We start from the raw sequence: 11,767 nt of genomic DNA on the forward strand, positions 1-11,767 counted from the left end.
GGGGCCGGATCACCCGGCCGCCGCGAGGGCTTGTCGTCGTCCGGGCCACCGTTGCCCGGCCCGTCGCCGTCCGCGGCGGGCCCGCCACCGTCGGCCGCACGGGCGGCGGACCGCTTCCGCTTGATGTAGATGCGGAGCCCCGCGAGGACCAGCAGGAGCACTCCTCCGGCGATGACGAGGAGAACCATAGGGGTGATGGACGTGACATGCACAGTAAAGACGACCGGGTCGCCGTAGGGCTGGCCCTCGTCCGTGTAGAGCCGCGCCGTCACCCGCACCGGGCCGTTGGCGTTGGCCCGCGTCTCGAACTTCACCGACTGGTTCTGGCCACCGTTGATCTTCACCGGCTGGGACCGGTCGACCTGCAGGCGGTTCGTCTGGCTGGACTCCAGGACCAGGTGCAGACCCGCGATCCCCTGCAGCAGGCCGTTGTGGACCGTCATCGGGATCGTCGCGCTGCGCCCGGACAGGGTCACGTCGGACTTCTTGATCAGCTCGACCCGGCGGGTGAGCCCGTACAGATACGACTGCACGGCGTCGCGGAACTCGGTGGCCCCCTTGGGGTTGCCGCGCCAGGACGTCGACATCTCCCGCATGATCGCGCTGCCGAAGGGGGTCACCACGCGGTCCTGCGAGGTCAGGATGACCTTGAAGCCGTCCAGGGTCGCCTGGGTCTTCTGGATCTCCTGGAAGGCCTTGGTGGAGAGCTCCTGCTCGCGCAGCCGGTCGGGGTACGAGCCGGGGCCGGGCACCTGCTGGTTCGCGTCCGGGTCGGGCTTGGCGGCGGCCGCGTCGCCGAGGCCGGCCGGCTGCGTCCAGCGGCCGTCCGAGAGGCCGGCGATCGCGGCTGCCATCGCCTGGGCCTGGCTCGCGGTCGGCATGCGCTGCGGCGCCACGACGATGCTGCGCTCGTTGTCCGGCGCCTGCCGGTTCACCAGGAGGGTCTGGGCGGCGAAGCGCTGCACGGCGAGCGAGTACTCGCCGGCGCGGACCAGGTCGCCCTGGAAGCCGGTGGACATCCGGGCGTCGGCCACGACGGCCGTGTTGCCGCTGCCGATCTGGCGGGCCGCGGTGGGGGTGTAGGAGGTGCGGTCGCGGAAGCTGTCGCTGCGGGCGATGACGTTGTGGGCACCGGCCGAGGTGGCGACGTCGATGACGGAGGAGTCCACGGCGCCGTCGACGGGCCAGGCGAAGTCCGTGCGCGGCTTCACGCCGAGGATCGTGTCCACGGTCGTCGACGCGAGCTCCGTGGCCGACTGCAGGTGGCTCAGGGAGCCCGAGACGTCCTTGCCGTGGTGGGCCAGCGACGCGAGGTCGGGGTCGCCGAAGGGCAGCGCCACCACCTGGTCGCCGGCGACGGCGGTCTGCAGCTGGCTGAGCCACTGCTTGGCGACCGCCTGGCCCCGGCCCGGGGTGTTCTTCCCGTCCGGCCCCTCCACCCGGTACGTCTTCGTCATGGCCTCGACCGTGGCCAGCAGGTCCGGGTCGATCACCCACGTGATGTGCAGGCCCTTGCCCAGCGCGACCAGCTGCTGCAGCCGCCCGCCCGGCGCCAGCTCCGCGGCCAGGTCGTCATTGGGGAAGATCGGCGTCTGCTGCTGGTCGGACTCGGTGCGGGCGGTCAGGTGGGTCGCGGAGATCAGCGGCCACAGGAACGTGAGCCGCGTCTTCTTGCCCTCGATCGAGGAGGGCTGCCAGGGCAGCAGGGTCCGGCCGATGCCCAGCACCCGCTCGGACCCCTGGTCCGCGGTGTGCCCGGACAGCGAGACGCCCAGCTGGTAGACGCCGTCCTTGCCGAGCTCCAGGTCCTTCGCCGGCAGCGAGATGCTGAACTCACGGCTGCTCCCCGGCGGGAGCTTGTCGATCTTCTGGGTGTGCTTGCCGAGCTCCGAGCCGTCGGTCCCGGGCGAGAAGGCGGCGCGGTTGCCGGTCTCGTCGGCGTCGACCCGGCTGTTGAGCTGGCCGCCCACCCGCAGGCCGACGTGCGCGTCGGAGACGGTCGAGCCGCCGTTGTTGGTGACGGTGCCCGAGACGGTGAGCGTGTCGTCCTGCTTCGGCGCGACGGGCGTCAGCGTGTTGATGGAGACGTCGACGGGACGGGAGCCCGAGGACTCGGCACGGGCCGGCTGCGCGCCCGGCAGCTGCACCAGGCCGGCCAGGAGCGCCGCGCTTGTCAGCAGCACCGTCAGGAGCCGGGGCCACCGGCAGGCAGAAGCGGAGGTGGTCTCCTGGATCTCTGCCGCCTCGGCCACGCGCTCGCCCGTCCCTCGTCGTCGTCAGTGGTCGTCGGTTGTGCGTCCACGAATGGTAACGAGGCCCGCTGTGACGAAGTGCCGTGGACCGCTCCGCAAGATCGCGTAGTCGGTTCGATGTCCCGGCTGCGCCCGCTTTGTGCGGCCTGCGCCATGCGTCCGTAACCGGGAGGCCCCGGGGCGCGCGGACACGTACCCTCTTCTGTTGTGCCGAACGCCAACAATGACAGCCTGACCCAGTCGCCGACCAACGAGCTCAGCCAGGTGCAGCGCCGTGCCGTGAGCGAGCTCCTGAGGGTCTCCCCCGTGGCCGACGACCTCGCCCGCCGATTCAAGGAAGCCGGTTTCACGCTTGCCCTGGTCGGCGGATCCGTGCGGGACGCGCTGCTCGGCCGGCTCGGCAACGACCTCGACTTCACGACGGACGCGCGGCCGGAGGACGTCCTGAAGATCGTCCGGCCCTGGGCGGACGCCGTCTGGGAGGTCGGCATCGCCTTCGGCACCGTGGGCTGCCGCAAAGCCGACTTCGACATCGAGGTCACGACATATCGGTCGGAGGCCTACGACCGGACCTCCCGCAAGCCGGAGGTCTCCTACGGCGACTCCATCGAGGAAGACCTCGTCCGGCGCGACTTCACGGTGAACGCCATGGCCGTCGCGCTGCCGGAGAAGGAGTTCATCGACCCGCACAACGGCCTGGAGGACCTCGCCGCGCGCGTCCTGCGCACGCCCGGCACCCCGGAGGAGTCCTTCTCCGACGACCCGCTGCGGATGATGCGGGCCGCCCGCTTCGCCGCGCAGCTCGACTTCGAGGTCGCGCCCGAGGTCGTCACCGCGATGACGGAGATGGCCGGCCGCCTGGAGATCGTCTCGGCCGAGCGGACCCGGGACGAGCTCAACAAGCTGATCCTCTCCGACCACCCGCGCAAGGGCCTGAAGCTGCTCGTCGACACCGGGCTCGCTGCCCTGGTCCTGCCCGAGCTGCCCGCCCTGCGCCTGGAGCGCGACGAGCACCACCGGCACAAGGACGTCTACGAGCACACGCTCACCGTCCTGGAGCAGGCCATCGCCCTGGAGGCCCCGCGCGACCAGCCCGGCGGCGGCCCCGACCTGGTGCTGCGCCTCGCCGCGCTGCTGCACGACATCGGCAAGCCGCGGACGCGCCGCTTCGAGAAGGACGGCCGGGTCTCCTTCCACCACCACGAGGTCGTGGGCGCCAAGATGACCAAGGCGCGCATGACCAAGCTCAAGTACTCCAACGAGCTGGTGAAGGACGTCTCCAAGCTGGTGGAGCTGCACCTGCGCTTCCACGGCTACGGCACCGGCGAGTGGACCGACTCCGCCGTGCGCCGGTATGTGCGGGACGCGGGACACCTGCTGGAGCGGCTCCACAAGCTGACCCGCTCCGACTGCACCACGCGCAACAAGCGCAAGGCCAACGCGCTGTCGCGGGCGTACGACGGCCTGGAGGAGCGCATCGCCCGCCTGCAGGAGCAGGAGGAGCTGGACGCGATCCGGCCGGATCTGGACGGCAACCAGATCATGGAGATCCTGGGCGTGGGCCCGGGACCGCAGGTCGGCAAGGCGTACAAGCACATGCTGGAGCTGCGGCTGGAGAACGGCCCGATGTCCCACGACGAGGCCGTCGCCGCGCTTAAGGAGTGGTGGGCCGCCCAGGGCTGACGAGCCGCCCGTGTGTGTCCTCTTACACGGCCTCTTGTGCGCCCTCACGCCGCCGGAAACCGGCGAGCGCGACGGCGGTCACCGCGTAGAGCACGGCGACGCCGGAGATCAGCACGGCCGACCGCCCGTCGGACGGCAGCATCAGGGCCGCCACGGCCGCCGCCCCGACGAAGGCGACGTTGAAGAGGACGTCGTAGAGGGAGAAGACCCGGCCGCGGAAGGCGTCGTCCACCGAGGCCTGGACGACCGTGTCCGTGGCGATCTTCGCGCCCTGGGTGACGAGGCCGAGGACGAACGCCGCGACCAGCATGGGCACGGGCTCGAAGGGCAGCCCGAGCGAGGGCTCCAGCACCGCCGCGGCGGCCGCGCAGGCGATCATCCAGCCGAGCCGGCCCAGCCGGGACACCGCCAAGGGGGTGATGACGGCCGCCGCGAAGAACCCGGCGCCCGACACCGCGACGGCGAGCCCCAGCAGGGCCAGGCCCATGGACTCGCTGCCGGCCCAGGCGTAGCGGCAGAGCATCAGCACGGTGACGGTCAGGGCGCCGTAGCAGAAGCGCATCAGCGCCATGGCGCCGAGCGCCCAGGCGGCCGTGCGGCGTACGGCGAGGTGGCGCAGGCCGGCGGCCAGGCCGCGGGCGGTGCCGGTCAGGGCCTCGCCCAGCCGCCGGGAGACCGGCGCGTCCGGGCCGAGCAGGCCGATGGGCATCAGTAGCGAGGACAGGGCGGCGCACAGGTAGAGGCTCGCGCCGAGCAGGACGACCAGGGCGTCGGCCCCCGTGCCGCCGGGGGCGGCGAGACGGACGGCGAAGGCGAGGCCGCCGCCCGCGGTGGCCGCCAGCGTCCCGGCGGTGGGGGAGAGCGCGTTGGCCATGACGAGCCGCTCGCGCGAGTCCACCACGCGGGGCAGGGAGGCGGAGAGCCCGGCGAGCACGAAGCGGTTGACCGCCGTGACCGACAGGGCGGAGACGTAGAAGAGCCAGTCGGGGACGCGCGCGACGATGAGCACGGCGGTGGCTGTGGCGAGGGCCGCGCGCAGCAGGTTGCCGTGCAGCAGCACCTGGCGGCGCCGCCGGCGGTCCAGGAGGACTCCGGCGAAGGGGCCCAGCAGCGAGTACGGCAGCAGGAGCACGGCCATGGCGGAGGCGATGGCGGCGGGGGACGCCTGCTTCTCCGGGGAGAAGACCACGTAGGCGGCGAGCGCGACCTGATAGACCCCGTCGGCGGCCTGCGAGAGGAGCCGGACTGCCAGCAGACGGCGGAAATCGCGGAGGCGGAGCAGGACGCGAAGATCACGCACAACGGGCATGGTCCACAGCCTCACACAGCGCGCAGGTCCCCGGGTGGACAACCCGGGGACCTGCGTGAAGAGGGAGAAGAGCGGAAGGCTTAGCGCTCGACCTCGCCCTTGATGAACTTCTCGACGTTCTCCCGGGCCTCGTCGTCGAAGTACTGCACCGGCGGCGACTTCATGAAGTAGGAGGAGGCGGAGAGGATCGGGCCGCCGATGCCGCGGTCCTTGGCGATCTTCGCGGCGCGCAGGGCGTCGATGATGACACCGGCGGAGTTCGGGGAGTCCCAGACCTCGAGCTTGTACTCCAGGTTCAGCGGGACGTCGCCGAAGGCGCGGCCCTCGAGGCGGACGTAGGCCCACTTGCGGTCGTCGAGCCAGGCCACGTAGTCCGAGGGACCGATGTGGACGTTCTTCTCGCCCAGGTCGCGGTCGGGGATCTGGGAGGTGACGGCCTGCGTCTTGGAGATCTTCTTGGACTCGAGGCGGTCGCGCTCGAGCATGTTCTTGAAGTCCATGTTGCCGCCGACGTTCAGCTGCATCGTGCGGTCCAGGACGACGCCCCGGTCCTCGAACAGCTTGGCCATCACGCGGTGCGTGATGGTGGCGCCGACCTGCGACTTGATGTCGTCACCGACGATCGGCACACCGGCCTCGGTGAACTTGTCGGCCCACTCCTTGGTGCCGGCGATGAAGACCGGGAGGGCGTTGACGAAGGCGACCTTGGCGTCGATGGCGCACTGCGCGTAGAACTTCGCGGCGTCCTCGGAACCGACGGGGAGGTAGCACACCAGGACGTCGACCTGCTTGTCCTTGAGGACCTGGACGACGTCGACGGGAGCCTCGGCGGACTCCTCGATGGTCTCGCGGTAGTACTTGCCGAGGCCGTCGAGGGTGTGGCCGCGCTGGACGGTGACGCCGGTCGCGGGCACGTCGCAGATCTTGATGGTGTTGTTCTCGCTGGCGCCGATGGCGTCGGCGAGGTCGAGGCCGACCTTCTTCGCGTCGACGTCGAAGGCGGCGACGAACTCGACGTCACCCACGTGGTAGTCGCCGAACTGCACGTGCATCAGACCCGGCACGCGGCCGTTCGGGTCGGCGTCCTTGTAGTACTCGACGCCCTGCACCAGCGAGGCGGCGCAGTTGCCCACGCCGACGATGGCTACGCGAACCGAACCCATTCCGGTTGCTCCCTGTTAGTACTCGACGAAGCCCTGCGGAGTGCAGGACTCACTGGTCCGGACCGGTGCGCTTGTCACGCCCGGCCCGCTCGCTCTCGATCAGCTCGTTCAGCCAGCGGACCTCGCGCTCCACGGACTCCATGCCGTGCCGCTGAAGCTCGAGGGTGTAGTCGTCCAGCCGCTCCCGGGTGCGGGCCAGGGAGGCGCGCATCTTCTCCAGACGCTCCTCCAGACGGCTGCGGCGGCCTTCCAGCACGCGCATCCGTACATCCCGCGAGGTCTGCCCGAAGAACGCGAAGCGGGCGGCGAAGTGCTCGTCCTCCCACGTGTCCGGACCCGTGTGGGCGAGGAGCTCCTCGAAGTGCTCCTTGCCCTCTGCCGTCAGGCGGTAGACGATCTTCGCCCGTCGTCCGGCCAGGGACGCCGCACGGGCGTCCTCCGGAGCGCTCCCGCTCTCCTCGACCAGCCAGCCGTTCGCCACGAGGGCCTTCAGGCAGGGGTAGAGGGTGCCGTAGCTGAACGCACGGAACACCCCGAGCGAGGTGTTCAAGCGTTTCCGCAGCTCGTAGCCGTGCATCGGGGACTCGCGGAGCAGGCCGAGGACGGCGAACTCGAGGATGCCGGAGCGTCTGCTCATGTTTCGCCTCCTTGTCGCACACAGCCTAGTCCTTGTGATCCCTAGTCCCTTTTTGGTCCCTTTTGCCGACGACGAGCCGGTCTTTATGCCGAGCTGATGTATCGACTCGATACATCCAGACGATAGAACGACCCCCTCCACGCGACAAGAGGGGGCACGGTGAACGAGGTCACATCACCGATTCGTGGGACACATCCCGCCTGAATTGGAGTGAACATCCGGAGTCGACGCGTTTTGGCCGTGCGTAGTCTGTGCGCCATGCAGACCAGCGGGAACCGAGTGACGACGACAGGCGTCCTCGTCCCGTATGCAATGCGCCCGGTTGCCTCAGGCAGCCGTCCGGCGCATCGGGGGGAACGCAAGCCACCTGCCGCTTCCAGGCGATAGTGCCTGCCCGAGGAGTAGTCGTTCGATGAGCGAGCACCGCCGCAAGCCGCCGCAGCCTCAGGGCGGCGGACGAGCCGCGGCCAGGCGCGCGGCACAGCAGCCGGGACCCGGCCGCCGTTCCGCGCCGACCAGCAATTCCGCCGCGCGGTCCGGCCGCGGCGAGTCCGACCGGCACGGCAGCAGGGCCGAGGCCCGCCGCGGGAGCCGGCGCGGCGATACGGCCGCCGGACGCAGACGTGGCGCGGATCCGGGCGCGGGCGGCCGCGGCCGCCCGGGCAAGAAGCGCTTCATCGACTACCCGCGGGCGGGCAAACAGGGCTTCAAGCGCTGGCTGCCCTCCTGGCGGCTCGTCCTGGGCGCGGCCTTCACCTTCGTCGTGCTGATTCTGGGCACCGTCGGCATCGCCCTGGCCGTGGTGCAGGTGCCGTCCGCACAGAAGACCGCCCAGGTGCAGAAGAACGTCTACTACTGGTCCGACGGCAAGCAGATGGTGGTCGCGGGCGGCGGTGCGCTCAACCGCCAGATCGTGCCGATCTCCAAGATCCCGCTGTCGATGCAGCGGGCGGTGATCTCCGCCGAGAACGCCAGCTTCTACAAGGACTGGGGCGTCGACCCCATGGGCATCCTGCGCGCCGTCGTCAAGATGGCGCAGGGCGGTGAGACCCAGAGCGGTTCGACCATCACGCAGCAGTTCGTGAAGAACACCTACCTGAGCCAGGAACAGACGCTCAAGCGCAAGGCCACCGAGCTGCTGATCTCCATAAAGGTGGGCGCCACCAAGAACAAGGACGACATCCTCGCCGGCTACCTCAACACCGCCTACTACGGTCGGGGGGCCTACGGGATCCAGGCCGCGGCGCGGGCGTACTACGACAAGGACGCCAAGGACCTCACGCCGAGCGAGGGCGCCTTCCTCGCGGCCACGCTCAACGGCCCCAACCTCTACGACCCGTACGGCGGCCAGGGCCCGGCGGCGACCGCCGAGAAGAACACCAAGCGCGCCACCGACCGCTGGAAGTGGACCCTCGACCGCGAGGTCGAGACGGGCAACATGGAGGCGTCCGAGCGCGACCAGTGGGTCGGCAAGGGCTTCCCCACCCCCCAGAAGCCCAAGCCCGCCACGAACCGCGCCGGTCAGATCGGCTACCTCACCGACCTCGCCGACAACTACGTCGTCGCCCACTCCGGCATCAGCAAGACCCAGCTGGACCGCGGCGGCTACCAGATCTACACGACCTTCGACCGGACGAAGGTCGAGGCCCTCTCCAAGGCGGTCGAGGAGGTCCGCAAGGCGAACATCAAGCCGGACGTCCGCGAGCGCGACAAGTTCGTGCAGTTCGGCGGGGCGTCGGTCGACCCCAAGACCGGCAAGATCGTCGCCATCTACGGCGGTGAGAACGCCCTGGAGCACTACACCAACAACGCCGACTACACCGGTGTGCAGGTGGGCTCGACGTTCAAGCCCTTCGTGCTCGCGGCGGCCATGTCGCACGGCAAGCGCAACCCGGCCCTCGGCGAGACGCAGAGCGACAGCCAGCGCACGCTGGTCTCCCCCGAGAGCATCTACAACGGCGACAACAAGGTCACGCTGCGGAAGTACAACGGCCAGATCTGGCACGACAACGACGGCAGCGAGTGGCACCAGAAGAACGACGGCGAGGAGGACAAGGGTCCCGTCACCCTGCGCACCGCCATGCAGTTCTCGGTGAACACCCCGTTCATCCAGCTCGGCATGGACGTGGGCACCGACCTGGTCAAGGAGGCCGCCCTGCGGGCCGGTCTGGACAAGGACCAGCTCGCCGCCACGACGCCCACCTTCTCGCTCGGCACATCGGCGCCCAGCGCGATCCGGCTGGCGGGCGCGTACGCCACCTTCGCCGCGAGCGGCAAGCAGATCGACCCGTACTCCGTCGAGAAGGTGGAGCGGGACGGCAAGCCCGCCTACACGCACGAGCTCAAGTCCGACCAGGCCTTCTCCCCGAACGTGGCGAACAACGTCACGGACGTGCTCAAGACCGTCGTCGAGGCGGGCACGGGCACCTCCGCGAAGCTGGCGGGCGGCCGCCCGGCCGCGGGCAAGACCGGTACGACGGACGAGAACCGCTCCGCCTGGTTCGCGGGCTACACCCCGCAGCTGTCCACGGCGATCGGCATGTACCGCGTCGACCCCAACGCCAAGAAGCAGGAGTTCCTCTCCATGCGCGGCGTGGGCGGCCAGGAGAGCATCCACGGTGCGTCGTTCCCCGCGAAGATCTGGGCCGACTACATGAACGCTGCGCTCAAGGGGCAGCCGATCGAGCAGTTCGAGCCCGCGCAGCCGCTCGGCGAGAAGATCTACGGTGACGGCGCCAGCCCCACCCCGAGCGCAGTGCCCTCCGCGCCCCCGGCGGCGACGCCCTCCGCCACTCCGTCCGGCACCCCGTCGAAGTCCGCCTCGCCGAGCCCGTCGGCGAGCCGCTCCTGCTCGATCTTCGACTTCAAGTGCAAGCACGGCGGAGGCAGTGGCAGCAGCGGCGGCCCCGGGGGCGGTCCCGGCGGCGGTACGGCCGGCACCGACGGCGGACCGGGCGGCGATCCCGGCACCTCGCCCTCGCCCGATCCGGGCAGGCGTCCCGGCGGCGGTGGGCTCTTCGGCGGCATGAACGGCTGACCAGCACCGATACGCCTGGAACCGAACGTTCCGGCAACCGGCTCGGAGGGGCGTCCCGCATTCGTGCGGGACGCCCCTCGACGTTATCCACAGGCTCCGGCGGCATACGGCCCCGTACGGCAGGATGGCCCCATGAGGAGCGCGCGGGACGACGACCGACAGGTACGGCCCACCGATGAGGACGAGGTGGCCGCCGCAGGCAGCGAGCTCATCGGCGGGCCGGCGGGCAAGCGGGCGCTGCCCGGCGGGGGCTGGTGGACGCCGGTCCGGGTGATCGTGCTGGTGGCCGTCGGCATGTTCGCCCTGGGCATGGTCCAGAAGCTGCCCTGCTACGAGTACGGGTGGTTCTTCGGCGCCACCACGCAGTACACCCACGCCTGCTACTCCGACATCCCGCACCTCTACAGCGGCCGCGGCTTCGACGCGGGCCTGATCCCGTACGTCGACCGCATCCCGCAGTCCCTCTCCGGCGGCATGGACTATCTGGAGTACCCGGTCCTCACCGGCCTGTTCATGCAGGTCGCCGCCTGGCTCACCCCCGGCGGCGGCACCATCCAGCACCGCGAGCAGCTCAACTGGCTGGTCAACGCCGGGATGCTGATGGCCTGCACGGCCGTGATCGCCATCTGCTCGGCCCGCACGCACCGGCGCCGCCCCTGGGACGCCCTGCTGATCGCCCTCGCCCCCGCCTTCGCCCTCACGGCCACCGTCAACTGGGACCTGTTCGCCGTCGCCCTCACCGCCGGCGCGATGCTGATGTGGTCGCGCGGCAGGCCGGCGCTCGCGGGCGCCCTCATCGGCCTGGCCGCCGCCGCGAAGCTCTATCCGCTGCTGCTCCTCGGGCCGCTGTTCGTGCTGTGCCTGCGGGCAGGGCGCATGAGGGCCTTCGCCGTGAGCGCCGCCTCCGCCGTCGCCGCCTGGCTCGTGGTGAACCTGCCGGTGATGCTCACGCACGATGCCGCGGGCTTCCACATCCGGGAGGGCTGGGCGAAGTTCTACACGTTCAGCCAGGAGCGCCCGATCGACTTCGGCTCGGTCTGGCTGCTGATCTCCCAGCGCACGGGCAATCCCCTGGAGCACGCCAACACGTACGTGAGCCTGCTGATGATCCTGGGCTGCCTGGCCCTCGCGGGCCTCGGCCTCTACGCGCCGAGGCGCCCGCGCTTCGCCCAGCTGGCCTTCCTGGTGGTGGCGCTCTTCATCCTCACCAACAAGGTCTACTCACCGCAGTACGTGCTGTGGCTCATCCCGCTCGCCGTGCTGGCGCGGCCCAAGTGGCGTGACTTCCTGATCTGGCAGGCCTGCGAGGTGCTCTACTTCCTGGGCATCTGGTCGTACCTCGCCTACACGGGCAGCGGCGACAAGCACCAGGGCCTGCCCCCGGAGGGCTATCAACTGGCCATCGCCCTGCACCTGCTGGGCACGCTCTACCTGTGCGCGGTCGTCGTGCGCGACATCTTCATGCCCGAGCGGGACGTCGTCCGCCGCGACGGCTCCGACGACCCCTCGGGCGGCATTCTCGACGGCGCCCCGGATGCGATCGCCCTCAGCTCCGCGCACCGGCCGCGGTACGCGGAGCGCTCGGCTGCCACGAGCGTCCGGTGGGGCACCGGGAGCCGGCCGTGAACCGGCACGGGACGTGCCCCGGCCGGTTACCCGCCGGCTTACCCGGCTTACGCGGGTTAC

At 70.5% G+C, this 11,767-nt stretch carries 7 protein-coding genes; 3 read left to right on the forward strand and 4 right to left on the reverse strand.

Annotation, left to right across the window (positions count from 1 at the left end; translation table 11 throughout):
• The coding region (locus ACSNOH_RS17170) for a DUF6049 family protein (RefSeq protein ID WP_436722222.1) at positions 1-2,252 on the reverse strand (2,252 nt) is incomplete at its 3' end.
• Between the two features lie 207 nt (positions 2,253-2,459).
• Between ACSNOH_RS17170 and ACSNOH_RS17175 the strand changes: the two genes are divergently transcribed.
• The gene (locus ACSNOH_RS17175; RefSeq protein WP_436722223.1) at positions 2,460-3,935 is read left to right on the forward strand and encodes a CCA tRNA nucleotidyltransferase; all 1,476 of its coding nucleotides are present in this window, start codon (positions 2,460-2,462) and stop codon (positions 3,933-3,935) included.
• A gap of 22 nt (positions 3,936-3,957) precedes the next feature.
• On the opposite strand, the gene ACSNOH_RS17180 is transcribed toward ACSNOH_RS17175, so the two are convergent.
• From ACSNOH_RS17180 to ACSNOH_RS17190, 3 genes are all read right to left on the reverse strand, one after another.
• Positions 3,958-5,244 (reverse strand): MFS transporter, encoded by a 1,287-nt coding sequence (locus ACSNOH_RS17180; protein WP_436722224.1) that lies wholly within the window; start codon positions 5,242-5,244, stop codon positions 3,958-3,960.
• A gap of 80 nt (positions 5,245-5,324) precedes the next feature.
• A complete protein-coding gene (locus ACSNOH_RS17185) occupies positions 5,325-6,407 on the reverse strand; it encodes an inositol-3-phosphate synthase (protein ID WP_436722225.1) in 1,083 nt (360 codons plus the stop codon).
• A gap of 49 nt (positions 6,408-6,456) precedes the next feature.
• The gene (locus ACSNOH_RS17190) at positions 6,457-7,044 is read right to left on the reverse strand and encodes a helix-turn-helix transcriptional regulator (RefSeq protein WP_436722226.1); all 588 of its coding nucleotides are present in this window, start codon (positions 7,042-7,044) and stop codon (positions 6,457-6,459) included.
• A gap of 412 nt (positions 7,045-7,456) precedes the next feature.
• Here ACSNOH_RS17190 and ACSNOH_RS17195 point away from each other — a divergent pair, with 412 nt between their 5' ends.
• On the forward strand, positions 7,457-10,081 hold the full coding sequence (locus tag ACSNOH_RS17195; RefSeq protein ID WP_436722227.1) for a transglycosylase domain-containing protein: 2,625 nt from the start codon (positions 7,457-7,459) through the stop codon (positions 10,079-10,081).
• Positions 10,082-10,213: 132 nt separating this feature from the next.
• A complete protein-coding gene (locus ACSNOH_RS17200; RefSeq protein WP_436722228.1) occupies positions 10,214-11,707 on the forward strand; it encodes a glycosyltransferase family 87 protein in 1,494 nt (497 codons plus the stop codon).
• Positions 11,708-11,767 lie beyond the last annotated feature (60 nt).

Source organism: Streptomyces sp. URMC 127 (genome assembly GCF_051386535.1).
GTDB lineage: Bacteria > Actinomycetota > Actinomycetes > Streptomycetales > Streptomycetaceae > Streptomyces.

Coding starts and splice junctions, on each gene's coding strand:
- ACSNOH_RS17180 (WP_436722224.1), bottom strand. CDS start 5,244: ATGCCCGTTGTGCGTGATCTTCGCGTCCTGCTCCGCCTCCGCGATTTC.
- ACSNOH_RS17185 (WP_436722225.1), bottom strand. CDS start 6,407: ATGGGTTCGGTTCGCGTAGCCATCGTCGGCGTGGGCAACTGCGCCGCC.
- ACSNOH_RS17190 (WP_436722226.1), bottom strand. CDS start 7,044: ATGAGCAGACGCTCCGGCATCCTCGAGTTCGCCGTCCTCGGCCTGCTC.
- ACSNOH_RS17195 (WP_436722227.1), top strand. CDS start 7,457: ATGAGCGAGCACCGCCGCAAGCCGCCGCAGCCTCAGGGCGGCGGACGA.
- ACSNOH_RS17200 (WP_436722228.1), top strand. CDS start 10,214: ATGAGGAGCGCGCGGGACGACGACCGACAGGTACGGCCCACCGATGAG.